The sequence below is a fragment of the Brevundimonas sp. GW821-FHT12E07 genome (assembly GCF_058807035.1).
In genome coordinates this window covers 124387-145400 of sequence record NZ_JBXAQH010000003.1, presented here as the reverse complement: position 1 = coordinate 145400, position 21014 = coordinate 124387, and the positions used below count along the sequence as shown (strand labels likewise).

25 protein-coding genes and 1 tRNA gene are annotated in these 21014 nt (G+C 68.3%); 13 read left to right on the top strand and 13 right to left on the bottom strand.

Annotation, left to right across the window (positions count from 1 at the left end; genetic code table 11):
• Positions 1–19: 19 nt before the first annotated feature.
• The 3 genes from AC1ROD_RS12435 to rpoN all read right to left on the bottom strand — a co-directional run bounded on the left by AC1ROD_RS12435 (position 20) and on the right by rpoN (position 2865).
• A complete protein-coding gene (locus AC1ROD_RS12435) occupies positions 20–487 on the bottom strand; it encodes a PTS sugar transporter subunit IIA (protein WP_492948578.1) in 468 nt (155 codons plus the stop codon).
• Between the two features lie 96 nt (positions 488–583).
• Positions 584–1267 (bottom strand): ribosome hibernation-promoting factor, HPF/YfiA family, encoded by a 684-nt coding sequence (gene hpf / locus AC1ROD_RS12430; RefSeq protein ID WP_492948577.1) that lies wholly within the window; start codon positions 1265–1267, stop codon positions 584–586.
• Between the two features lie 74 nt (positions 1268–1341).
• Complete coding sequence (gene rpoN, locus AC1ROD_RS12425; protein WP_492948576.1) at positions 1342–2865, bottom strand: RNA polymerase factor sigma-54; 1524 nt, start codon at positions 2863–2865, stop codon at positions 1342–1344.
• Positions 2866–3088: 223 nt separating this feature from the next.
• Here rpoN and AC1ROD_RS12420 point away from each other — a divergent pair, with 223 nt between their 5' ends.
• Positions 3089–3907, top strand: coding sequence for a DUF805 domain-containing protein (locus tag AC1ROD_RS12420; RefSeq protein WP_492948575.1), 819 nt, complete (start codon positions 3089–3091; stop codon positions 3905–3907).
• A 5-nt stretch (positions 3908–3912) separates the two neighbouring features.
• Here the strand turns inward: AC1ROD_RS12420 and lptB are convergent, their stop codons facing one another.
• From lptB to AC1ROD_RS12400, 4 genes are read right to left on the bottom strand one after another with little or no spacing between them, the layout of a single operon-like run.
• The gene (gene lptB / locus AC1ROD_RS12415) at positions 3913–4713 is read right to left on the bottom strand and encodes an LPS export ABC transporter ATP-binding protein (protein WP_492948574.1); all 801 of its coding nucleotides are present in this window, start codon (positions 4711–4713) and stop codon (positions 3913–3915) included.
• 33 nt (positions 4714–4746) lie between these two features.
• A complete protein-coding gene (locus AC1ROD_RS12410; RefSeq protein ID WP_492948573.1) occupies positions 4747–5232 on the bottom strand; it encodes an LptA/OstA family protein in 486 nt (161 codons plus the stop codon).
• 8 nt (positions 5233–5240) lie between these two features.
• Positions 5241–5918: an LPS export ABC transporter periplasmic protein LptC gene (gene lptC / locus AC1ROD_RS12405; RefSeq protein WP_492948572.1), complete on the bottom strand. Its 678-nt coding sequence runs from the start codon at positions 5916–5918 to the stop codon at positions 5241–5243.
• The gene (locus AC1ROD_RS12400) at positions 5911–6525 is read right to left on the bottom strand and encodes a ribonuclease D (protein WP_492948571.1); all 615 of its coding nucleotides are present in this window, start codon (positions 6523–6525) and stop codon (positions 5911–5913) included. The genes lptC and AC1ROD_RS12400 overlap by 8 nt, the downstream gene beginning before the upstream one ends.
• A gap of 113 nt (positions 6526–6638) precedes the next feature.
• Between AC1ROD_RS12400 and AC1ROD_RS12395 the strand changes: the two genes are divergently transcribed.
• Positions 6639–7448, top strand: a complete 810-nt coding sequence (locus AC1ROD_RS12395) for a hypothetical protein (protein WP_492948570.1) — start codon at positions 6639–6641, stop codon at positions 7446–7448.
• 59 nt (positions 7449–7507) lie between these two features.
• Here AC1ROD_RS12395 and AC1ROD_RS12390 read toward each other — a convergent pair.
• Positions 7508–7594, bottom strand: a tRNA-Leu gene (locus AC1ROD_RS12390).
• 189 nt (positions 7595–7783) lie between these two features.
• Between AC1ROD_RS12390 and AC1ROD_RS12385 the strand changes: the two genes are divergently transcribed.
• Positions 7784–8773 carry a complex I NDUFA9 subunit family protein gene (locus AC1ROD_RS12385; RefSeq protein ID WP_492948569.1) on the top strand — a complete coding sequence of 330 codons (990 nt, stop codon included), beginning with the start codon at positions 7784–7786 and terminating at the stop codon, positions 8771–8773.
• Positions 8774–9151: 378 nt separating this feature from the next.
• Here the strand turns inward: AC1ROD_RS12385 and AC1ROD_RS12380 are convergent, their stop codons facing one another.
• Positions 9152–9961 (bottom strand): undecaprenyl-diphosphate phosphatase, encoded by an 810-nt coding sequence (locus AC1ROD_RS12380; RefSeq protein WP_492948568.1) that lies wholly within the window; start codon positions 9959–9961, stop codon positions 9152–9154.
• A 33-nt stretch (positions 9962–9994) separates the two neighbouring features.
• Positions 9995–11173: a citrate/2-methylcitrate synthase gene (locus tag AC1ROD_RS12375; RefSeq protein ID WP_492948567.1), complete on the bottom strand. Its 1179-nt coding sequence runs from the start codon at positions 11171–11173 to the stop codon at positions 9995–9997.
• 135 nt (positions 11174–11308) lie between these two features.
• Between AC1ROD_RS12375 and AC1ROD_RS12370 the strand changes: the two genes are divergently transcribed.
• Complete coding sequence (locus tag AC1ROD_RS12370) at positions 11309–12295, top strand: cation diffusion facilitator family transporter (protein ID WP_492948566.1); 987 nt, start codon at positions 11309–11311, stop codon at positions 12293–12295.
• Between the two features lie 62 nt (positions 12296–12357).
• On the top strand, positions 12358–13038 hold the full coding sequence (gene fzlA / locus AC1ROD_RS12365; protein ID WP_492948565.1) for an FtsZ-binding protein FzlA: 681 nt from the start codon (positions 12358–12360) through the stop codon (positions 13036–13038).
• 37 nt (positions 13039–13075) lie between these two features.
• Here fzlA and AC1ROD_RS12360 read toward each other — a convergent pair whose 3' ends face one another.
• Entirely contained in the window at positions 13076–14263 is a 1188-nt protein-coding gene (locus AC1ROD_RS12360) for an acetyl-CoA C-acetyltransferase (RefSeq protein WP_492948564.1), read from the bottom strand.
• A gap of 155 nt (positions 14264–14418) precedes the next feature.
• Here AC1ROD_RS12360 and trhA point away from each other — a divergent pair, with 155 nt between their 5' ends.
• From trhA to AC1ROD_RS12320, 8 genes are all read left to right on the top strand, one after another.
• Entirely contained in the window at positions 14419–15123 is a 705-nt protein-coding gene (gene trhA, locus AC1ROD_RS12355; RefSeq protein ID WP_492948563.1) for a PAQR family membrane homeostasis protein TrhA, read from the top strand.
• A gap of 108 nt (positions 15124–15231) precedes the next feature.
• On the top strand, positions 15232–15882 hold the full coding sequence (phaR, locus tag AC1ROD_RS12350) for a polyhydroxyalkanoate synthesis repressor PhaR (protein ID WP_492948562.1): 651 nt from the start codon (positions 15232–15234) through the stop codon (positions 15880–15882).
• A gap of 8 nt (positions 15883–15890) precedes the next feature.
• Positions 15891–16283 (top strand): hypothetical protein, encoded by a 393-nt coding sequence (locus tag AC1ROD_RS12345; protein WP_492948561.1) that lies wholly within the window; start codon positions 15891–15893, stop codon positions 16281–16283.
• 217 nt (positions 16284–16500) lie between these two features.
• Entirely contained in the window at positions 16501–17376 is an 876-nt protein-coding gene (locus AC1ROD_RS12340; RefSeq protein ID WP_492948560.1) for a DUF4440 domain-containing protein, read from the top strand.
• Between the two features lie 22 nt (positions 17377–17398).
• The gene (hslU, locus tag AC1ROD_RS12335) at positions 17399–18700 is read left to right on the top strand and encodes an ATP-dependent protease ATPase subunit HslU (RefSeq protein WP_492948559.1); all 1302 of its coding nucleotides are present in this window, start codon (positions 17399–17401) and stop codon (positions 18698–18700) included.
• A gap of 129 nt (positions 18701–18829) precedes the next feature.
• A complete protein-coding gene (locus AC1ROD_RS12330) occupies positions 18830–19006 on the top strand; it encodes a YegP family protein (protein WP_492948558.1) in 177 nt (58 codons plus the stop codon).
• A gap of 292 nt (positions 19007–19298) precedes the next feature.
• On the top strand, positions 19299–19499 hold the full coding sequence (locus tag AC1ROD_RS12325) for a hypothetical protein (RefSeq protein ID WP_492948557.1): 201 nt from the start codon (positions 19299–19301) through the stop codon (positions 19497–19499).
• Positions 19499–19693: a hypothetical protein gene (locus AC1ROD_RS12320; protein ID WP_492948556.1), complete on the top strand. Its 195-nt coding sequence runs from the start codon at positions 19499–19501 to the stop codon at positions 19691–19693. Before AC1ROD_RS12325 ends, AC1ROD_RS12320 begins: the two co-directional genes overlap by 1 nt.
• Here the strand turns inward: AC1ROD_RS12320 and AC1ROD_RS12315 are convergent.
• Positions 19671–20375 carry a glutathione S-transferase N-terminal domain-containing protein gene (locus AC1ROD_RS12315; protein ID WP_492948555.1) on the bottom strand — a complete coding sequence of 235 codons (705 nt, stop codon included), beginning with the start codon at positions 20373–20375 and terminating at the stop codon, positions 19671–19673. The genes AC1ROD_RS12320 and AC1ROD_RS12315 overlap by 23 nt on opposite strands.
• A 65-nt stretch (positions 20376–20440) precedes the next feature.
• Positions 20441–20971: a ribosome maturation factor RimM gene (gene rimM, locus AC1ROD_RS12310; protein ID WP_492948554.1), complete on the bottom strand. Its 531-nt coding sequence runs from the start codon at positions 20969–20971 to the stop codon at positions 20441–20443.
• Positions 20972–21014 lie beyond the last annotated feature (43 nt).

Sequence of the window (21014 nt, the reverse complement as noted above, 5' to 3'; positions counted from 1 at the left end):
TGCCCTCAGGCGGACGTCTTCAGGCGGCGGTGGCCGGCGCGTTGTCGGTGACGAACAGGGCGTGGGCGGCGTCGACGGTGCGGGCCTGACGCAGGCTTTCGCGCAGTTCGGGCGAACGCACGGCGCGCGACACCGCGGCCAGGGCGCGCAGATGGTCCGCGCCGTCGCGCGGCGGGGCGAACAGGGCGAACATCAGATCGACCGGACGGTCGTCGACCGAGCCATAGGCGACCGGCGTATCCAGACGCACAAAGACGCCGAACACGCGTTGCAGGCCTTCGATCCGGGCGTGCGGAACGGCCACGCCCGAGCCGAGGCCGGTCGAACCCAGAGCTTCACGCTCCAGCAGCGCGTCCATAACGCGGGCCGCATCCAGGCCCATGGCCGAGGCGGCGGTTTCGGCGACGACCTGAAGGGCCTGCCGTTTCGACGACGCACCGCTGCGCAGGACGATCCCGTCCTCCGCCAGCAATTCACCGATGTCCATGACTATCCCCGACTCGATACTCTCTCGTCCCCGATGGGGCGGGCGGGCTTTAACCCTTCCGCCGCATCAAGGAAAGCCTTCAACTGACAGCTAACACTAAGGGCTTACGGAAGCGTGCCCATTGGCTTTGGCGCCGTTGGCCTTGCCGTTCAGGCCCGGAGAGGTCCGTTCGGGGTCGATCCAGCCCACATTGCCGTCCGGGCGGCGATAGACCACCGACAGACCGCCATGGGCCGCATTCCGGAACAGCACAACCGGATAGCCGGTCATGTCGAGCTCCAGAACCGCGCGTCCGACGGTGATGGTGCGGATCTCGGCCTCGGTCTCGGCGATGACCATGCCGACGGGCGGCGGTTCGTCCGAGGTTCCGGTGTCGCCGAACACGTCATCCTCGACGCTGTCCGGATTGCGCAGCACGATCGAGCGGGCAACCGAGGCCGCGGCCATTTCGGTCTTTTCAGGCGACAGGCCCTTGGGCCCGATATGGTGATCCTTGAGACGACGCTTGTAGCGGCGGACCCGCTTCTCAAGCTTGTCGAGACTGTCGGTAAAGGCCGAATGCGCGTCGCCGCCGTGACCGGTGGTCACCAGCGACTGGCCGGAGGCGAGACGGACCCAACAGTCCACCTTGAACCCATAGCCGTCCTTGGAAACCACGACCTCGGCGTCCTGACCGCCGCGTTCGAAGTACTTACCGACTCCCTCTTCGAGTTCCTGGGAGATGCGCGAGCCTAACGCTTCGCCGACATCCACTTGCTTGCCGCTGACTTGGACTTGCATACGGATAGAACGCTCCCGACTGATTTTGGTGTCAATCGGGATCACCGTTTTGTGGTCGGTTTTTCAGACGCCCGTCAGGCGAACTTCAGCATCCGGCGGCGCTGGACCGAGGACGGAATCCTCAAGGCTTCCCGGTACTTGGCGACCGTACGGCGGGCGATGTCGATGCCGGCCTCGTTCAGCAGTTCGACGATGCGGTCGTCGGACAAAACGTCGCCCTCCCGCGCCTCGTGGTCGATCATGGATTTGATCCGGTGCCGGACGGCCTCGGCCGAGTGGGCGGCGCCGTCGCCGGTCGAGTTGATCGAGGCGGTGAAGAAGAATTTCAGCTCGAACACCCCGCGCGGGGTCGAGACATATTTGTTCGAGGTCACCCGGCTGACGGTCGATTCATGCATGCTGATCGCGTCGGCGACGGTCTTCAGATTGAGCGGCCTCAGAAATTCGACGCCGAAGGCGAGGAAGGCGTCCTGCTGGCGCACGATCTCCGAGGCGACTTTCAGGATGGTCTTGGCGCGCTGGTCCAGCGACTTGACCAGCCAGTTGGCCTGGGCCGCGCAGTCGGCGACGAAGGCCTTCTCCGTCTCGGTGCGGGCCCCGGCCGAGACCGAGGCGTGATAGCGTTTGTCGACCAGAAGCTTGGGCAGGGTGTCGGTGTTCAGCTCCACCTTCCAGCCGCCGGCCGGATCGGGGCGGACATGGACGTCGGGGATCACCGTCTGGGCCGTCTCGCCGCCGAAGCCGGCGCCCGGGCGTGGCGTCAGGGCCTTCAGCTCCGAGATCATCTCGGCCAGGTCTTCGCTGTCGACGCCGCAGGCCTGACGCAGGCCCTGCAGGTCGCGCCGCGCCAACATCTCCAGATTGTCGAGCAGGGCTTCCATGGCCGGATCGAAGCGGTTGCGCTCGATCAGTTGCAGCTTCAGGCACTCCGGCACCGAACGCGCCATGATTCCGGTCGGCTCAAAGCCGTGGCAGACGGTCAGGACCGCCTCGACCCGCTCCAGGCCGCAGCCCAGACGGTCGGCGATCTCGGCCAGTTCGCCACGCAGATAGCCGCCCTCGTCGACCGCATCGATCAGGCTCAGGGCAATGGCGTGATCCGTGGCGTCGAAGCCCGCGGACGAGGCCTGGGCCTGCAGATGCTCCCACAGGGTCGCGGCGCGCTGGTCCGGCCGCTCGCCGGCCTCGCCGTCGGAGAAGGCCGATCCGCCCTTGCCCGCGCTCGACCAGTCCGACAGCCCGGGCTGGGCCGCCTCGTCGGACAGGCGGTCGACGGTGCGTTCGCCCGGCGTCGCGTCGCCATAGACGTCATTGTCGCCCGCATCGACCGTCGCATTACGCTCGGAGACCCCGGCGTCGGAGAAGCTGAGTTCGGCGCCCTCGGCCGAAGAGGCGCCGGCGGGCATGTCGTCACCGGCCTCGCGCGCCGGTCCGGCCTCGCTCTCGTCGCGTTGCAGCAGCGGATTCTTCTCGAGCTCGGTCTCGACGTATTCGTCCAGCTCCTGGTTCGACAGTTGCAGCAGCTTGATCGCCTGCTGCAGCTGGGGCGTGATGACGAGCCCCTGCCCCTGTCTGATCTCCAGCCTCTGACCGACCACCGCCGTTCGTCTCCCCGTTCGGGCGTCTGGCCCGGAACTTGCTGTGCCCAGAATGCAGGCAAGGTGTTAACGCCGCGTTTGCCTCACCATCGCTTGCGATGGTGAGGTGGCGCGTCGCCGCTTGGCGACGTGACGGAGGGGGTTCTTGCTTCCTCAAGACGGCGCCGGGCGCGGCCGCCGTTCACCACATCCCTTTGTTCGAAATTCATCGGCATGTCGCAGGATGGCGACCTCTCTCCCGGCCCGACGCCCCACCCCCGGTCCCGCCATGCTGATGTTCCGCCCCCTGATGCGCTACGCCGACTTCAAGGGTCGGGCGAGCCGCACCGAATACTGGCTGTTCATGACCCTGCAGGGGGTCTTCTATCTGACCTGTATCGTGCTGGCCGCGACCTCCCTGTCGAAGGGGCTGAATGGCGTGCTCGGCCTGTTCGGCTGGCTGGCCGTGGCCCTGATCGGGATGCTGGCCTTCGCCCTGCCGAACTACGCGCTTCTGGCGCGCAGGCTGCACGACGCGGGCTTCTCGGCCTTCTGGATGGCGCTGCTGCTGCCCAATATCGCCACCCAGTTCGCGACCTTCAACGCCATGGGAAGCATGGTCCGTCAGGCGCGGGCCGGGGGTCTTGAGACGGGCGCCGCCGGTTACGGCCCGATGGAGCAGGCCGTGGCGGCCGGTTTCGGTCAGGTCGGGCTGATCGCCGTCGTCGCCTCGATCTGCAGCTTCGCCCTGTTCGTCATGACGGTCTGGCCCGGCAAGCGCGGCCCCAACCGCTTCGGCCCGGATCCGAAGGATCCTGATGCCGACCCCTACGATCCTCACGCCCTGGACGAGGATCGCTGGGACGCCCTGATCGCCGAGGCCAAACGCGGCGACCCGGATCAGCCCTACAAGCCGATCTTCGATTTCGGCCACGGCCCGGTCACCCGCCCATCGGTCCCGGAGCCCGCGCCCTTCCCGGCCCAGCCGCAGCAGGGATGGTCAAATCCCGCCTGGGATCCCGGCGTCGCCCCGTCCCGACCCTTCGGCCGTAGAGGGGCTTGAGCGGATCAGCCGTACAGGTCGCCCAGATAGACGCGGCGCACTTCCGGATCATGGATCACCTGATCGGCGGTGCCTTCGAACAGCACCTCGCCGCCCGACATGATCGAGGCGCGGTCGATGATATCGAGCGTCTCGCGGACATTGTGGTCGGTGATCAGCACCCCGATGCCCTCGCCCGCCAGATAGCGGATCACCTGACGGATGTCGGCGATGGCCAGGGGGTCGATGCCGGCAAAGGGTTCGTCCAGCAGCATGAAGGACGGACGGCCCGCCAGCGAACGCGCGATCTCGACCCGCCGCCGCTCGCCGCCCGACAGGCTCGAGGCCGGGGCGTGGCGCAGATGGTCGATGTGCAGCTCTTCCAGCAGCCGGGTGGTCTCGACCTCGATGCCCTTGCCGCTTTCGCGCAGCTCGACCACGGCCTTGATGTTCTGCTCGACGGTCATGCCGCGGAAGATCGAGGCTTCCTGCGCCAGATAGCCCAGCCCCATCCGGGCGCGCTGGTACATCGGCTGTTTGGTGATGTCCTCGCCGTCCAGCCAGATCGAACCGCTGTCGGCCGGGATCAGGCCGGTGATCATATAGAAGCAGGTGGTCTTGCCGGCGCCGTTGGGTCCCAGCAGGCCCGCGACCTCGCCGCGTTGGACCGTCAGGGAGACGTCGCGCACCACCTGCCGCGCGCCGAAGGCCCGGGCGATGTTCTTGACCCTCAGGCCGCGCGTCGGCTCCGCCTCAGGGACGAGCGTCGGCGCGATCCCGCTGGCGGGATCGTTGACGTTGAGAGCGGAGAGTTCCTTGCGCGCCAAACCGGGCCTTTCAGTCGACCGAGACCCGAGGTCTCAGTTCGCACCTTGCGGATAGAAGACGCCCTGGATGCGGCCGTTTCCGCCCGCCGCCATATCCGTCTGGCCCGTATCGATATTGTAGCTCAGCCGACCGCCGGTCAGGACGTTCTTGCCCTGGGTCAGGACGACGTCGCCAGTGACGATGATGGTCGCGTTCGACACCGTATAGACGGCGCGGTCGCCGCGGATCGTCTCGTTCGGAGTGACATAATAGACGTTGCCGGTCGCCGTGACCGTCGAGATGTTCTGGCCCTCGGCATTGGTCCCGACGATGGAATCGGCGCGCAGCCGGTTCTGGCCCTGGGTCACCTCGGCGCGGCCGCGCAGGGCGAAGCCGGTGTTGGTGCGCTCACCGCCGTCGGCGCCGACCATGATCGGCTGGTCGCTGACGTTCGAGCGCGCCGACTGGGCGAAGGCGGCGCCGCCGACGACCGCCAGCAGGCCCGCCGCCGCAACACCCGCGATAACCGTTCTGTTCATCGTCATCATCATCCACCCGAACGCGTCGTGTTGAACACGCCGCGAATCTTGTTTTCGCCGGAGCCGTTGAAGGTCACCCGCTCGCCCTGATCATAGATGGCATAGGACGAAGCGGATATGGTTCCAAGAGGGCCGTGGCCCTCGATGCCCTTGTTCCCGGTCGTGATGCCCGTCGCCGTATCGACCACGGCCTCGGGCGTCGTCAGGGTGAAACCCGAGCCGCCGTCGGTGATCTTGACGTTCGGACCGATGGTCACCGTGCGTTTGACCTCGTCATAGATGCCCGCGTCGGCGGTCATCTGGGTCACCTTGCGGCCGCCGAGATTCAGCCTCAGCACCGGGCCGTTCAGGCGGAAATGGCCGGTATTGGGGTCACGCACCGCGCCCGCGGCGCCGATCAGGAACGAACGCCCCTGCGCGTCCTGACCATGGAACATCGGGTTGTCGAGCCGGACCTCGCGGCTCTGGGCGGCCTTGCGCTCGACGCCCGAGATCACCGTGCGGAACACTGTCCAGGTGAAGGCGCCGCCCGCCAGGACGACGATCAGGATCGGCAGCAGCCGACGGTACAGCTGCACCCGGCGCGAGCGCGCGCGCCACTTGGCCGCGGCCTGGGCCAGACGCGCCTCATCCTCGGCGCGGCGCGCCTCCACGGCGGCCAGATCGGGGCCGTCCGCCTCAGGCATGGGCGAAGATATCCATCTCTTCCCAGCCCTCGAGATCGAGGCGCGACCGGGTCGGCAGGAAGTCGAAACAGGCCTTCGCCAGTTCGGTGCGGCCTTCGCGGGCCAGCATCATGTCCAGCTTGTCCTTGACCGCATGCAGATAGAGGACGTCCGAGGCCGCATAGTCGAGCTGCGCCTGGGTCAGGACATCCGCGCCCCAGTCCGACGACTGCTGCGCCTTGGACAGGTCCACGCCCGCCAATTCGCGAGTGACGTCCTTCAGCCCATGCCGGTCCGTATAGGTGCGGGCCAGCTTCGATGCGATTTTCGTGCAATAGACCGGCCCCGTCTCGACGCCGAGATAGAGCTGCATCATGGCGATGTCGAAACGGCCGAAGTGGAAGATCTTGAGCACGGCCCGGTCGGCCATCAGGGCCTTCAGGTTCGGGCAGTCATAGGCGGGCCGACGCAGGCGCACGACGTGGGCGTCGCCGTCCCCGGCCGACAGCTGGACCACGCACAGGGGATCGCGGTGATAGCGCAGGCCCATCGTCTCGGAATCGACAGCCACCGAGGGGCCGAGGTCGAGGTCGTCGGGCAGGTCGCCTTCATGGAAATAAACGGTCATGCGGGGTTCCTTACACTGGCGATGCCGAAGCCGCCACGTCTGCCCCGTAGCTTTGCTTGACCCGCCGCACAGGCCGTCGCAACCCTTCGTCCGGAGTTGGGGAGACAAGTCGCATGAACCGTATCATGGCGGTGCTGTACGGCGCGGGCGCGCTGTTCATCGGCGGCCTGGCCCTGTCCATCGCGCTCAAGGTGACGGATCCGGGCGGCTGGGTGCTGGTGCTGGTCTTTGCGGGCGTTGCCGCCTTCTTTGTCCGAAGCGCGTGGAAGGACTGGAATGCGCCGGACGAGCGGAGCCTGGTCCCGGCTCCGCGACCGGCGCCCTCGCGGGTCCCCGAATCGGCCGCCACCCCCGTTCGCCTTGAGGATCAGATCGCGGCCCTCGCCGACGCCGGACTGGTTCTGGCGCCCGGGCGGACGATCGAGGAGCTGCTCCAGTCCTGGTCGCGCGAAGACTATGAGGCCGATCCCTGGAATCTGCTGCTCTTCATGTACGGCAGCGAGGTGGAGGCCGAACCTTGGGGCCGCGTCTTCTGCGAGCGGGGCTGGAATTTCGACATGGAGTGTCTCGAACAGGCCGGCGACTACGCCCGGGCGTTCCAGTCGCTGGTCCGCATCACGGGTGGGCGCGATCTGGTGACCAACCTGTCGGATGATTTCAGCCCCGACGCCGAAACCGCCGCGATCCGATACACAGTGATGGGCCAGGCCCGCACCCTGAAGGCGCGGGTCAACAACGACTGGGCCGATCCGGAGGCGGTGGAGGCCTTCGTCAGGGATCTGGAAGCCGCGGCGAAGGGCCCCTCGCGCTTCTGGGCCGCCGACAACGGCCAGGCATCTGTCCTGTTTTTCGTGAGCAAGGCCGAGGCGGAGAAGATCAACGCCCTGAGCCCCGGTATTCTTCAGCGCTACGTCGACCCCTGAAGTCGGGGCCTGAATCAAAAACGGCGCCGCATCTGTCGATGCGACGCCGTTTTGAGAATTGGTGCCCAGGAGAGGACTCGAACCTCCACGACCTTTCGATCACTGGCACCTGAAGCCAGCGCGTCTACCAATTCCGCCACCTGGGCCCCCTGTCGGTCGCGCCGGTGAAGGCGTTTCCGTCGGGAAGGCGCGGACCTCTACGGGAGCCGGGCGGGCGGGTCAATATGCTTTTGCGACAAGTTTTGCACATTGCCTTCAAACCCTTTGTGCGGCGCGTTGCGATGCAGCGAGACCTGGTCTATCCCGCCAGTCTGAGATTTCGATTGGAGCTTCCCATGTCCGCGTTCAGCCCGGGTCTGGTCACTGTGTTCGGCGGCTCCGGCTTCGTCGGCGCCCAGACCGTCCGCGCCCTGGCGAAAGCCGGCTGGCGGGTGCGGGTCGCCGTTCGTGCGCCCAACATCTCCTATGACCTGCGCCCGCTCGGCGAGGTTGGCCAGATCCAGCCCGTGCGCTGCGACATCACCTCACCCGCGGACGTGGCGGCGGCCCTCAAGGGCGCCAGCGCGGCGGTCAATCTGGTGGGCGTCCTGCACGAGAGCGGCAAACGCACCTTCCAGGCCCTGCACGTCGATGGCGCGAAGAACGTCGCCGAGGCCTGCGTGGCCGCCGGCGTCACCCGTCTGGTCCAGGTCTCGGCCCTCGGCGCCGACCTGAACGCCGCCAGCGACTACGCCCGCACCAAGGCGCAGGGCGAGGCGGCCGTGCGCGCCGTCATGCCCGGCGCCGTGATCGTGCGCCCGTCCGTCGTCTTCGGCGCCGGCGACAGCTTCCTGAACCGCTTCGCCTCCCTGGCCGTCATGGCCCCCGCCCTGCCCCTGATCGGCGGCGGCGAGACGAAGCTGCAGCCCGTCTATGTCGGCGACGTCGCCGAGGCCATCGCCCGCGCCACGACCCGCGCCGACGCCGCCGGCCGCACCTTCGAACTGGGCGGCCCGGCCGTCTGGACCTTCGGCGACGTGCTCAAATACATTCTGCGCGAAACCAAGCGTGAGCGCGCCCTGGCGCCCCTGCCCTTCGGCATCGCCCGGACCATCGGCTCCCTGGCCCAGATCACCGCCGGCTTCGGGATCACCCCGCTGCTGACGAAGGACCAGGTCGTCTCGCTGGAGAGCGACAATCTCGTCGCCCCGGGCGCCGAGGGCCTTGCCGCCCTGGGCATCGAACCCACCGGCCTGGAAGCCATCGCCCCGGCCTACCTCTGGCGCTACCGCAAGGGCGGCCAGTTCGCCGAAGCCCCGGCCGCCGAGACCCTCGTCACGGCCTGATCACGCCACCCTCTCCCGGTGGGAGAGGGCTTGAGCGCACGACGGCAAAGCCGTCGTCCTGGCGCGAAAGGGTGAGGGGCTGCCGTTCGACATGGCGCCCGCCCCCTGAAAAACACGCCTTAAACCAACATCTTGGCGTTTCTCAGCCCCATTCGACCGCGCATGTCTCCGCGCGGGCGTACAATTGGCGTCCGCCGGTCTTTGACATCGCAAATCCAGACACCCGCCCGAGCGCACGCCTTTGCACGCGCGTGCACCCGGAGTGCAATTTCCGGTCGATCAAAAAGCCTTTCAAACTCCGCGCCCTAAAGCCGAAACCTGCCGCCCGACCTTCACCTTTGCACCTTTTGCACCCGCTTTTTTTCGAGTGCAGAACCCTCAGGCCACGAAGCCCATGGTCAGCAGGAACAGGCCGGTCGCGCCGATGGCGATCCGCCACCAGGCGAAGGGGGCGAAGCCGTGCTTCGACACGAAGCCCAGCATCCATTTGATGACGATCAGGCCGCTGACGAACGACACGAGGAAGCCGATGGCGATGATCCAGGCGAAGTGCAGATCGATCGAGTCCTTCGACTTGAGCAGGTCCAGGCCGAAGGCCGCGACCATGGTCGGGATGGCCAGGAAGAAGGAGAACTCCGCCGCCGCCGGCTTCTCCAGCCCCAGCACCAGACCGCCCGAGATGGTTGCGCCCGAACGGGACACGCCGGGCACCAGGGCCAGACACTGGAACAGGCCGATCAGGAAGGACTGACGCCAGCTCAGGGCCATGGCGTCGCCGGTGTGCGGCTTCGGGGCCCAGCGCTCCAGCACCAGCAGGATCACCCCGCCGATGATCAGGGCCCAGCAGATGGTCCGGAGATCCTCGAACAGGACCTTGGTGATGAAGTCGTGCAGGAACAGGCCGGCGATGGCCGAGGGGATGAAGGCGATCAGCACGCTGATGGCGAAGCGCCGCGCCGCCGGGTCGGTGGGCAGGCGGATCAGCACGCCCCACAGCCGCTGGAAGTAGAGGGCCACCACCGCCAGGATCGCGCCCAGCTGGATCAGCACCACGAAGGCGTTCCAGCGCAGGTCGGTCAGGCCGAGCAGATGCTGGGTCAAGAGCAGGTGGCCGGTCGAGGAGACGGGCAGGAACTCGGTCAGTCCCTCCACGAGCCCAAGGATGATCGCCGCAATCCAGTCCGCCATAGGTATCCCCAATGCCCGGGTGGGAGAGCCTGTTCAGGCGCCGGGTCTGGGACCCACATAGCGCAGTCGGGCGGCGATAGGCGAGCCGTCCGTGGCCTGATCCAGCGCATGACCCAGAAGTCCGACCAGACGGCCGATCAGGAGCATGTCCGAAGCGCCGTCGCGGGGCAGATCCAGCCGGCGGGCGACAAGGGCCAAAGCCAGACCCACATTGGCCTTCACGCCCGACGCCGCCTCGCCTTCGCGGACGATGGCGGCCAGATCGGCGGGCAGCTGGGCGGCGTCCAGCAGGGCCTCGGCGCGAGGGTCGCCCTCGGGCCAGGCGGGGTCGCCGAAGCCGGGGACGCGACCATCGGTCGCCATGCGCCGCTCCGCCGCCCCGCGCGGATCGCGCCGCGCCTCGATAACCCAGGCGATGGTCCGGGCCAGTTCGAAGGCCTTGGGCGAGGCGGTGAAGGTGGCCAGACCCGCGAGCGCCGCCCCCGCCGGAGAGGCGCCGCCGCCCGCCGCCGCCCGGGTGGCGATGACGGCCGGGTTCATGGCGTGGTCCATGATCAGGACCAGGGCCTGCCGGATGATGACGCTGTCGCGCTCCAGCACCTTCCAGCCGCGCCCCAGCCGCTGGTGGAAGAACAGGCGCGGGCCGGGCCCGGCGATGGCGTCGACCACCTCATTGAGCACCGAGGCGGCCTGGGCCTTGACCTGCTCGGGCGTCTTGCCGGCGGTGGAGGCGTCCTCCTCGGCGCGGCGGGCCAGGGACGCGAACAGCCGGGTCCGGGCCGTGACCCCGCCGGCGCTGTCCAGCCGGGGGCCCAGCCCGGCGAAGGGGTTGTGCTCGCGCGCGTCCCACAGCAGCCGGGCCGCGTCCTCCACCGTCGCCGTCTGCGACAGGGCGATGGCGTCCTGACCGCGGTAGAAGAGCCGCCCGTCGGACACCAGGCTCAGGGACGACCGGATCAGGGCCTCGCCCCGCGCCGGGGCGTGCTCGAAGGGCACGAAGGGCGGCGGGGTCTGGCCGGGGGCGAGCGGCGCGCTCAGCCGGGCGATGTCCCCGGCGTCATACTGGCTGCGGCGCGGGTTGTCGGGATCCGGGCGGGCCGCGATCCGGCCGCGGCTGACATAGGCGTACAGCGTCTGGGTCTTGACCCCCAGCCGCTCCAGGGCCTCGCCCCGGCCGATCCAGCGTTCAGTCTGGGCCCCAACCCCTGCCATACGCGATCCACGTCCTGCCTGTGGATGAATGCAGCGCTCACCATGCGGCCATTTCGTGACCGGGGCAATAAGGCCAAGCTTGCTGAAACATAAGCCCGCTCTGGATTTGCGCGGCCTGATCGGCGACAAGGCGGGATGAGCGACACGGACGGCGTCACGCCCCAGTCAACTGTGGACAAGGCGGCGATCACCCGCCGGATCACCCGCCTTTCGGTCGGGGTCGCCGTGGCCCTGATCGCGCTCAAGGCCTTCGCCCTGGGCGCCTCGGGATCAGTGTCGATCCTGGCCTCCCTGACCGACTCGGTGCTGGACCTGATCGCCTCGCTCGCCACCTTCTACGCCGTGCGCTGGGCCGCCGCCCCGCCGGACGAGGAGCACCGCTACGGTCACGGCAAGGGCGAGGCCATGGCCGCCCTGGTCCAGGCCGGTCTGGTCTTCGCCTCGGCCGTCTTCATCGGCTGGGAGGCGCTGCAGCGCATGGTCGACCCCCGCCCGGTCGCCGCCGGAGGCTGGGCCGTCGCCGTCATCGTCGTCTCCATCGCCCTGACCGCCGGCCTGATCTGGATGCAGGACAAGGCGCTCAAGCAGACCGGGTCGCTGGCCGTCGCCGGCGACCGCAGCCACTACGCCGCCGACCTCGCCGCCAACGCCGTCGTCCTCATCGGCGTGGTCTCGGGGGCCTGGCTGCGCGCCCCGGGCCTCGACGCCGCCGCCGGCCTGGTGGTCGCCATCTGGCTCTTCTGGGGCGCCTTCGGCCTGCTCAGGGACGCGTCCGATCACCTGCTGGACAAGTCCGCCGGCGAAGCGGAGCAGCAGGCTGTGACCGCCGCCGTCCTCGCCGATCCCCGCATCACCGGCGTCCACGCCCTGCGCACCCGCATGGCCGGCTCGACCCTGATGGTCCAGATGCATGTCGACATGGACCCGCACCTGACGCTGGAGGCCGCCCACGCCATCGTCGAGGCGGCGGAGGCCCGCATCCGCGCCGTCCTGCCCGACAGCGACATCCTGATCCACGCCGACCCGGCCGGGATCCGCCCGGCGGAACCTCAGGTCGGCCCGGCGGTTGAGACGCCGGTCGAGGGCGGCCAGACCGTCCCGAACACAGGACCTTGGTCATAGAGGGCGGCTGAACCGACCGCGGTAAACGGCCCGTTAAGAGCGAGGGGGGCATGGAGTCGCGCATGACGGCCGTACTGTTCCATTTCCCCTTCGACCCCGGCTCGCGCTCCGCCCGGCTGGCGCTGGGCGAGGCCCGGATCGCAGTCGAGGAGACCGCGGTGCGTCCGTGGGAGGCCGACTGCCCCGTGCGCGACCTCAATCCATCCGGCATGCCGCCTGTGCTGCAGACCAGCCATCAGGGCCGCCCCCTGACCCTGTGCGAGGCCAACGCCATCATGGGCTGGGTCGAGGACCAGCAGAAGACGCCGCTCCTGATGCCCGCCGATCCGGCCGAGCGCGCCGAGGTGCGCCGCCTGACCACCTGGTTCGACCGCCGCTTCACCGACGAGGTCAACGCCGTCCTGCTGCACGAGCGGATGGAGAAGCCCCTGCTCCGCCTCGGCCCGCCCGAGGCGCAAGGCCTGCGCGAGGGCCGCGGCGCCCTGCGCGAGCATCTGGTCATGCTGGAAGGCCTGCTGGGCGAGCGCGACTGGCTGGCCGGCCGCCGCATGAGCCAGGCCGATCTGGTCGCCGCCGCTCACGTCTCGGTGCTGGACTACTTCGGCGAGGTGGCCTGGAAGTCCTATCCGCTGCTCAAGACCTGGTACATGCGCCTCAAGTCACGCCCCTGCTTCCGGCCGCTGCTGGCGGACCGGTTCCAGGGCCTGGCCCCGGCCCCGCACTACGCCGATCTGGACTTCTAGGGCGGTCCGCCGTCTCAGAGGCGGCAGAGCTTCGCGATCAGGCGCGCTCCACGCACAGGGCCACGCCCATGCCGCCGCCGATGCAGAGGGTGGCGAGGCCCTTCTTGGCGTCCCGGCGCTTCATCTCGAACAGCAGGGTGGTCAGGATGCGGGCGCCGGAAGCGCCGATCGGGTGGCCGATGGCGATGGCGCCGCCGTTGACGTTGACCTTGGCCGCATCGAGACCGAGCTCCTTGAGCACGCACAGCGACTGGGCGGCGAAGGCCTCGTTGGACTCGACCAGATCGAGGTCCGCGACGGTCCAGCCGGCCTTCTCCAGCGCCTTCTTCGAGGCCGGGATCGGACCCGTGCCCATGACGGCCGGATCGACGCCGGCGGTGGCCCAGGAGGCGATGCGGGCCAGAGGCTCAAGGCCCCGCGCCTTCGCATCCTCGGCCGACATCAGCACCAGGGCGGCGGCGCCGTCGTTCAGGCCCGAGGCGTTGGCGGCGGTGACCGTGCCGTCCTTGGTGAAGGCCGGCTTCAGCTTCTCCATGGCCTCCAGGGTCGCGCCGTGGCGGATGTACTCGTCCTGATCGACGACGGTGTCGCCCTTGCGGCCCGGGATGACGACCGGGACGATCTCGTCGGCGAACTTGCCGGCCTTCTGGGCGGCCTCGGCCTTGTTCTGGGAGGCGACGGCGAAGGCGTCCTGGGCCTCGCGGCTGATGTGGCCCTCGGCGGCGATGTTCTCGGCCGTCTGGCCCATGTGATAGCCGTTGAAGGCGTCCCACAGGCCATCCTTGATCATGGTGTCGACCAGGGCGATGTCGCCCATCTTCTGGCCGGTGCGCAGGTGCTGGGCGTGCGGCGCCTGGCTCATGCTCTCCTGACCGCCGGCGACGATGATCTTCGCGTCGCCGAGCGCGATCTGCTGGGCGCCGATGGCGACGGCGCGCAGGCCCGAGCCGCAGATCTGGTTCAGGCTCCACGCCGGGACTTCCTTCGGGACGCCGGCGCCCATCGAGGCCTGACGGGCCGGACCCTGACCGGCGGCGGCCTGAAGCACATGACCCAGGATGACCTCGTCGACCTCGGCGCCCGCGACGCCCGCCCGCTCCAGCGCCGCCTTGATGGCGATCTCGCCCAGCTTAGAGGCCGGCAGGCTCGACAGGCCGCCGAGGAAGGACCCGACGGGGGTGCGGGCGGCGGAGACGATGACGACGTCAGAGACAGCGGAGGCCATGGTTATTCACTCACTGCGGAAATATTGCGTGGCGTTTCTGCCGCATCCCGGCGCTTTCGTCACGCCCCATACGCCGGATTCAGCGGATGGTCATCGTGTCGCGTCCAGATGGAGGGAACGAACCGAACGGTCGTGGGCTTGATGGGGCCATGAAGATGCGTTTGCGATCCGTGTTTACCCATGTCTGCACGCCTGACGCGCTGGACATGATCGACCACTACCAGACCCGGGCCGAGCGCCTGGCGGACCTCTGGGTGCATGTGACGGGCCTGTCTCTCGCGGGCGTCGGCGGCATCGTCCTGGCGGGACTGGCGGCCGTCTACGGTGGCCCCGGAACGATCATCGCCACGGCCGTCTATGCGGTCTGTCTGATCGCCATGCTGTCGGTCTCAACCATCTACAACTGGACCAATCCCTGCGCGGCTCGCCCCGTGTTGCGGCGGATGGACGAGGCGGCCATCTTCCTGATGATCGCCGGTTCCTACACCCCCTTCACGACCCAGAGGTTCGAGGGGATGTGGTCCATCGGCTTCACCCTGGCGGTCTGGCTGATCGCCGGCGCCGGCGTCGCCACCAAGCTGGTCGCCCCGCGCATCTCCGACGCCTTCTGGAGCGGGGTCTATGTCCTGTTCGGCTGGCTGGCCGTCCTGGCCCTCAAACCCATGCTCGAGACGGTGCATCCGGTGGCGCTGGGCCTGCTGGTCCTGGGCGGGCTGATCTATACCGCCGGGGTCTTCGTCTTCATCAGCCCGCGCCTGAAATACCGGCGTGCGATCTGGCACGGCTTCGTCGTCGCCGGGGCCGGGGTGCACTGGGTGGCGGTGCTGTTGGGCGTCGTCCTCGCGCCCCAGATGGCCTAACACTCTGTCTTGCCTGAGTATTCCCGCCTTGTGCGGCGCCAAATATTGCACTGGCGTCCGTCTTCGCACTGCGGGATACTGAGGAAAAGATAAAGGGAGTTGATTGGCGTGGCCGACGATAAACCCCAGACGGGGAAGACCAGGGCGGGCGACGTTGTCGTCATCAAGAAGTATGCGAATCGCCGCCTCTACAACACCTCGACCAGCGCCTATGTGACGCTCGAGGACCTGGCCAAGATGGTCCGGGACGGGGTCGAGTTCGTGGTGTTCGACGCCAAGACCAATGAGGAGCTGACGCGTCAGATCCTGACCCAGATCATCTTCGAGGAAGAGAGCCGTGGCGAGGCCCTGCTGCCCGTCCAGTTCCTGCGCCAGCTCATCGGCTTCTACGGCGGCCAGATGCAGGGCGTCCTGCCGTCCTATCTGGAGATGTCGCTCGAGAATTTCTCCCGCCAACAGGAGCAATATCGCGCCCAGATGGCCAAGGCCTTCGGCGGCGGCTCCACGGGCACGCTGATGGAAGAGGCGGTCAAACAGAACATGGCCATCTTCCAGAACGCCATGAAGATGTTCCCGGCCTTCGGCGGCGCCTATGGCGCGCGGACCGAGCCGGACGCGCCGAAGGAGGCTCCCGAGGCAGCCCCGGAAGCCGCCAACGACCCTCTGGCCGAGATGCGCCGCCAGATGGACGAGATGCGCGCCCAGATCGAACGCATCTCCACCCCGCCAAAGGCCTCCAAGGGCGGCAAGGGCGAATGAGCGGTCGCGTGCCTCCTGTCGGGCCCGTCAGCGGCGTCGGGGGTGGCGCGATCACCCCCGCGGTGACGCGGACCAGCAACGAGGACCGGCGCGGCCAGGAGCGCCGCTCGGCGGATCGGCGAGCGAAGAAAGAAAGCGCCTCGCGCGATCTGGTCCCGGTCGGCAAGCCCGTTCACCATGACCCGGCAGGCCCTGCCGCGTCCAAAGCGGCGATGACCGAGGCCCAGGCCGCTGCGGCCGGGTTCGCGGCCCAGATGCTGGGTCAGGGCGGCCAGAGAAACGGCATCAAGGGCGGCCCGCCGGTCATGGACAAGGCCCGCTCCGCCTACCTCGGCGCGGAATATACGGGCGAGAAGGACCGCCGCCCTCAGGTCGGGACGACCAAGCGCACCGACATCTGAGGCGCGGAACCGAAATCTGGCGCGCGGTTTGCAGTGAGGACGGACATCTGTCCCGATCCCGCGGTCCGCGCCCATGTCCCTCGCCGTCAGCTCCGCCTTCCGCGCCTTCGACGTCATCGTCGTCGCCCTGATCTTCGCGGCCCTGCTCTAAACCTGTCGCGGAATTCACTGGTCGGCGCGCGCCGATCGGCGATCAATGCGGGTCTGGAGACCGCGCATGATCCGATATCTCGCCTTTCTGGCCGTCATCGCCGCGAGGCCGTCGCTGGCCCAGACGGCTGATCCCGCCCCCGTCATCGCGGCTGAACGCGCCTTCGCGGCCGACGGTCTGGCCACCGGGGTCGACGCCTCCTTCCTGAAATGGTCCGCGCCCGAGGCGGTGATGATCGCCGGCGGCGGGCCGAAGATCGCCCACGAGATCCTCGACCCGAAGGCCGTCTTCGATCCGGCGTCGCCCTCGCTGGTCTGGTGGCCCAACTGGGCCGGGATCGCACGGTCCGGCGACCTGGGCTTCACCACCGGCGGGGTCGAGGTCGGCGGACGCCGCACGGGGCACTATTTCACCATCTGGAAGCGCCAGTCGGATGGCGACTGGAAGTGGGTCTATGACGGCGGGACAGGCGCGACGGCGGCGAACGTCCCGGGCGCCGACACGGAGCCGATGCAGCTGCCCGTCGCGCCCGTCGGCTCGGCTTCCCCGGACGCCGCCATGGCCGAGGTCCGCGCCGAGGAGGCCAAACTCGCCGTCGCCGCCGCGACCGATCAGAAGGCCGCGCATCTGGCCGTGCTGGCCGACGACGGCCGCCTCTATGTCGCGCCCCTGCCGCCGGCGATCGGAGCCCCTGCCTATGCCGCCGCGCTGGACGGCTGGCCTGCGACCTTCGACCTCACGGCGCCGACCGGCGGCGGAGCATCCCAGGGCGGCGATCTGGTCTGGGACTATGGGGCGGCAAGCTGGAGCCGCGACGGCGCCGAGCGGACCGGCTGGTATGTCCACCTGTGGCAGAAGCGGCCGGAAGGCTGGAAGCTGGCCTTCGCACAGCTGCTGCCCAATCCGCCGCCTGCGACGACGCAACCCCCTCCCGCAAGCTGAACCGACGCCCTATCTGAGCGGCATGACCGATCTGTCCCCCCGCGAAATCGTTTCCGAACTCGACCGCTTCATCGTCGGCCAGCACGACGCCAAGCGCGCCGTCGCCGTCGCCCTGCGCAACCGCTGGCGACGCAAACGCGTGCCCGCCGATCTGCGCGACGAGGTGACGCCCAAGAACATCCTGATGATCGGCCCGACGGGGGTCGGCAAGACCGAGATCGCCCGACGTCTGGCCCGGCTGTCGGGCAGCCCCTTCCTGAAGGTCGAGGCGACCAAATTCACCGAGGTCGGCTATGTCGGCCGCGACGTCGACCAGATCATGCGCGACCTGGTCGAGGCGGCCCTGATCATGGTGCGCGACACGCGCCGCGCCGACGTGCGGGCCAAGGCCGAAGCGGCGGCCGAGGAGCGGATCCTCGACGCCCTGGTCGGCCCCGGCTCGGGTCCGGCGACGCGCGACAGCTTCAGGAAGAAGCTCCGCGCCGGCGAGATGGACGACAAGGAGATCACACTCGACCTGGCCGACACGGCCTCGCCCCTGCAGGGGATGGACATGGGCGGCGCCGGGGGCGTGGGGATGATCAATCTGTCGGAGATGCTCGGCAAGATGGGCGGGCCGCGCACCAAGTCGGTCCACACGACGGTCAAGGAGGCCCTGACGCCCCTTATCACCGAGGAGAGCGACAAGCTGCTGGATCAGGACAGTCTGACCCGTGACGCCGTGACCCTGGCCGAACAGGAGGGGATCGTCTTCCTCGACGAGATCGACAAGGTGGCGGGGCGGCAAGACCGGGGCGGCGCCGATGTGTCGCGCGAAGGCGTTCAGCGCGACCTTCTGCCCCTGATCGAGGGGACCACCGTCTCGACCAAATACGGGCCGGTGAAGACCGACCATGTGCTGTTCATCGCCTCGGGCGCCTTCCACGTGGCCAAGCCCAGCGACCTGTTGCCCGAGCTGCAGGGGCGGCTGCCGATCCGGGTCGAGCTGAAGGCCCTGACGCGCGACGACTTCGTGCGCATCCTGACCGAGCCCGAGGCCAATCTGATCCGTCAGAACCAGGCCCTGCTGGCCACGGAGGAGGTGACCCTGACCTTCACCCCCGACGCCATCGAGGCCATGGCGGATGCGGCGGTCGCCGCCAACGGCCAAGTCGAGAACATCGGCGCGCGGCGTCTGGTCACCGTCATCGAACGGGTGCTGGAGGAGACCTCCTTCAAGGCCTCGGACCTGTCCGGCCAGACCCTGACCTTCGATGGCGAACAGGTGCGCGAAAAGGTCGGCGACCTGGCGAAGAACGCCGACCTGAGCCGGTACATCCTCTGATCCGACGCAGGGGCCAATTGTAACTCACGCGCCTGTGTGCGGCGGCCGACAGTTCGCGATTGACGCCCTGATCCCATCCGCTCCAGCTTGGCGCGGCCCGACAGGGCCGTGAAATCAAGGAGACGCCCCGTGGCGCACAAGTTCGAAGTCTACAAGGACAAGGCCGGCGAGTTCCGCGTCCGGTTCAAATTCAACTCCGAGGTCATCTTCTCGACCGAGGGCTATTCCGACAAGTCGGGCGCCAAGCGGGCGATCGAGTCGATCAAGAAGCACGTGCCCGACGCGGAAACCGTCGAGATCGAATAGTCCGCCCCACGGTGTGACAGACAGAGGCCCCGCGGTTCGCCCGCGGGGCCTTTTTCGTTGCGCCCTTACGCCCGCCTTATGCGCGATCCCGCTTTCAGAATGGCGCCCTTACGGGGTGCGGGAGTGAACTCCGCGCGAAAGGACATCCTCCCATGTCGCGCACGAAATCCACCTCGCCGGAGCCTTACCCATGGAGCAGCTGGCGAGCGGCCCTGACCGTTCTGGGCGCCGCCTTTGGGGCCGCGCCACGCTCTGGCTCAGCGTTTCCCGAAACGCGACGGAGGGCCGTCAAATGATGTCGGGGGTCATTTCGGAGACCCGGCCGCACGCCGTGAAGCCGCGTCATTATGAGGTCGTCGCCCGGGCGGGCGGCTGGAGCGTCGTGCTGAACGACGCCTGCACCCGGCCCTTCCGCAGCCGCCGTGCGGCCGAGCGGATCGCCAGGTCGCTGCAGAAACAGGCCGACGCGCTGAACAACGACAGGCCGCACTGATGGCTCTCGCCCTTCAGACGCCGCCGGCGGTGATAGAGGTCCTGCCCGACGGGCCGCGCTGGCGGCTCCGGTCCAGCGACCGGCTGTTCAGCGGGATCTTCACGGACCGCCGCACCGCCCTGAGACACGCCATGGCCGAGGCGGAATGCCACCCCGGCCATGTCGTCCTGATCAGCCCCGAGCGGGGATCGTGAGGCCGCGCTGCACGGCGGGACGGGCCAGCGCCCGTTCCAGCCAGAGCGGCACATTCTTCAGGCTGGCGTAGTCGACGATCTCGGCGGCCTCATAGAAGCCGATCAGGTTGCGGACCCAGCCGATCATGGAGATGTCGGCGATGGTGTAGTCGTCGCCCATGATCCAGTCGCGGCCTTCAAGGCGGCTCTCCAGCACGCCCAGCAGGCGTTTGGATTCGGCGGCGTAGCGGTCGCGCGGACGCTTGTCCTCGTAGTCCTTGCCGGCGAACTTATGGAAGAAGCCGAGCTGGCCAAACATCGGGCCCAGACCGCCCATCTGCCACATCAGCCACTGGATGGTCTGGTAGCGCAGGGCGGGGTCGGCGGGCAGGAAGCGGCCGGTCTTCTCGGCCAGATAGATAAGGATGGCGCCGGATTCCCACAGGGCGAGCGGCTTTCCGCCCGGGCCGTCTGGATCGAGGATGGCCGGGATCTTGCCGTTCGGATTGAGCGACAGGTAGTCGGGGGTCCAGCTCTCGTTCTTCATGATGTCCACCAGGTGGACCTCATAGGGGATGCCCAGTTCCTCCAGCATGATGGAGACCTTCACGCCGTTGGGCGTGGGCAGGCCGTAGTACTGCAGGACCGTCGGGTCCTTGGCCGGGTACTGGTTGGTGATCGCAAAGGCGGACAGATCGGCCATGGTGCTCCCTCGTGTGGCGAGCCCCTATGTCGGGAGCGGTCAGCTTGACCGCAAGCCGGGATCAGTCAGTCCGGTTCGCGCTCGCCGGTCTCGACCGGACGGACGGCAAGGAGCCAGCCGTCGGCGATGTGCAGCTCGGGCGCGGCCTCTTTCGTGAAGGGCAGATACCAGGTCTGGCCGCCGGCCGCGGGGGCGATCTCCAGCATGTCGTCGGCGCCGAAATTCTGGACCGCCTTGACCTTGCCGAGGACCACGCCTTCCGGGTCACGAGCCTCAAGGCCGACGAGGTCGGCGAGGTAGAACTCGTCCTCCTCCGGCTCGGGGAAGCGGTCGCGGGGAACGTAGAGCTTCAGATTGCGCAGGGTGTCGGCCTGTTCCTTGGTGGCGATCTCCTTGGCCCGTCCGACGACGCCGTCCTTGGTGGCGCGGGTCCCGGTGACCGTCAGGGCGTGGGAGCCGTCGGCGCGCAGCAGCGGGCCATAGGCGGTCAGGGCCAGGGGATCAGCGGTATAGGCGGTGATCCGCACCTCGCCCTTCACCCCGAAGCCCCCGGCGACATGGCCGACGAGGATGAGTTTTGCGTCGTTCTGCGCCATCGCGGCCGCTCCGTTCGATCCGTGTCTCGCCAGATAGCAGAAA

What these genes read in the sequence shown, in the direction of transcription:
- AC1ROD_RS12435 (WP_492948578.1), bottom strand. Translation starts at nt 487, where the DNA reads ATGGACATCGGTGAATTGCTGGCGGAGGACGGGATCGTCCTGCGCAGC.
- hpf (WP_492948577.1), bottom strand. Translation starts at nt 1,267, where the DNA reads ATGCAAGTCCAAGTCAGCGGCAAGCAAGTGGATGTCGGCGAAGCGTTA.
- AC1ROD_RS12420 (WP_492948575.1), top strand. Translation starts at nt 3,089, where the DNA reads ATGGCGACCTCTCTCCCGGCCCGACGCCCCACCCCCGGTCCCGCCATG.
- AC1ROD_RS12410 (WP_492948573.1), bottom strand. Translation starts at nt 5,232, where the DNA reads ATGAACAGAACGGTTATCGCGGGTGTTGCGGCGGCGGGCCTGCTGGCG.
- lptC (WP_492948572.1), bottom strand. Translation starts at nt 5,918, where the DNA reads ATGCCTGAGGCGGACGGCCCCGATCTGGCCGCCGTGGAGGCGCGCCGC.
- AC1ROD_RS12400 (WP_492948571.1), bottom strand. Translation starts at nt 6,525, where the DNA reads ATGACCGTTTATTTCCATGAAGGCGACCTGCCCGACGACCTCGACCTC.
- AC1ROD_RS12395 (WP_492948570.1), top strand. Translation starts at nt 6,639, where the DNA reads ATGAACCGTATCATGGCGGTGCTGTACGGCGCGGGCGCGCTGTTCATC.
- AC1ROD_RS12385 (WP_492948569.1), top strand. Translation starts at nt 7,784, where the DNA reads ATGTCCGCGTTCAGCCCGGGTCTGGTCACTGTGTTCGGCGGCTCCGGC.
- AC1ROD_RS12380 (WP_492948568.1), bottom strand. Translation starts at nt 9,961, where the DNA reads ATGGCGGACTGGATTGCGGCGATCATCCTTGGGCTCGTGGAGGGACTG.
- AC1ROD_RS12375 (WP_492948567.1), bottom strand. Translation starts at nt 11,173, where the DNA reads ATGGCAGGGGTTGGGGCCCAGACTGAACGCTGGATCGGCCGGGGCGAG.
- AC1ROD_RS12370 (WP_492948566.1), top strand. Translation starts at nt 11,309, where the DNA reads ATGAGCGACACGGACGGCGTCACGCCCCAGTCAACTGTGGACAAGGCG.
- fzlA (WP_492948565.1), top strand. Translation starts at nt 12,358, where the DNA reads ATGACGGCCGTACTGTTCCATTTCCCCTTCGACCCCGGCTCGCGCTCC.
- AC1ROD_RS12360 (WP_492948564.1), bottom strand. Translation starts at nt 14,263, where the DNA reads ATGGCCTCCGCTGTCTCTGACGTCGTCATCGTCTCCGCCGCCCGCACC.
- trhA (WP_492948563.1), top strand. Translation starts at nt 14,419, where the DNA reads ATGCGTTTGCGATCCGTGTTTACCCATGTCTGCACGCCTGACGCGCTG.
- AC1ROD_RS12340 (WP_492948560.1), top strand. Translation starts at nt 16,501, where the DNA reads ATGATCCGATATCTCGCCTTTCTGGCCGTCATCGCCGCGAGGCCGTCG.
- hslU (WP_492948559.1), top strand. Translation starts at nt 17,399, where the DNA reads ATGACCGATCTGTCCCCCCGCGAAATCGTTTCCGAACTCGACCGCTTC.
- AC1ROD_RS12325 (WP_492948557.1), top strand. Translation starts at nt 19,299, where the DNA reads ATGATGTCGGGGGTCATTTCGGAGACCCGGCCGCACGCCGTGAAGCCG.
- AC1ROD_RS12320 (WP_492948556.1), top strand. Translation starts at nt 19,499, where the DNA reads ATGGCTCTCGCCCTTCAGACGCCGCCGGCGGTGATAGAGGTCCTGCCC.
- AC1ROD_RS12315 (WP_492948555.1), bottom strand. Translation starts at nt 20,375, where the DNA reads ATGGCCGATCTGTCCGCCTTTGCGATCACCAACCAGTACCCGGCCAAG.
- rimM (WP_492948554.1), bottom strand. Translation starts at nt 20,971, where the DNA reads ATGGCGCAGAACGACGCAAAACTCATCCTCGTCGGCCATGTCGCCGGG.